Source organism: Pseudoalteromonas sp. SIMBA_162, assembly GCF_046535955.1.
GTDB lineage: Bacteria > Pseudomonadota > Gammaproteobacteria > Enterobacterales > Alteromonadaceae > Pseudoalteromonas > Pseudoalteromonas marina.
This window is the reverse complement of the sequence record NZ_JAWJBQ010000176.1, coordinates 1-331: the sequence shown is the minus strand read 5'-3', so window position 1 is coordinate 331 and position 331 is coordinate 1. Positions and strand designations below refer to the sequence as shown.

The following is a 331-nucleotide window of genomic DNA, read 5'->3' as shown; positions in this document are numbered from 1 at the left end:
AGAAAAAATAAAGTCATGGACTGGTCGAGAAGAAATTCGCGCAAAAGGTATAGAAAAAGTAAAAAGCCTGTTAAAAGAAGAAACAGGCCAAGAAATTATACGTGAAGTACTATTTACAAAGTATTTGTACCACTGAATTCAACTATTTGTATGCTTTTTAGTAAACAGTTGAGCGGTGTAGGCAAACGCCATTCCGCTCACTAGCCCCCCTAAATGTGCCCAATTAGCCATTCCAATCACCAACACATCAGCAAAACCAAGTCCTAACCAAACACGCATAAAACCTATAATTGAGGTACTCACCAATGCGGGTTTTTCTGGATTTAAAAAG

The 331-nt window shown here is 38.1% G+C and carries 1 protein-coding gene and 1 pseudogene; one reads left to right on the top strand and one right to left on the bottom strand.

Annotated elements, in window-relative coordinates; all coding sequences use genetic code 11:
• Positions 1-136: pseudogene (locus R0J88_RS19235) on the top strand (flagellar basal body-associated protein FliL); the annotation flags it as partial.
• Between the two features lie 2 nt (positions 137-138).
• Here R0J88_RS19235 and R0J88_RS19230 read toward each other — a convergent pair.
• The coding region (locus R0J88_RS19230; protein WP_410900765.1) for a rhomboid family intramembrane serine protease at positions 139-331 on the bottom strand (193 nt) is incomplete at its 5' end.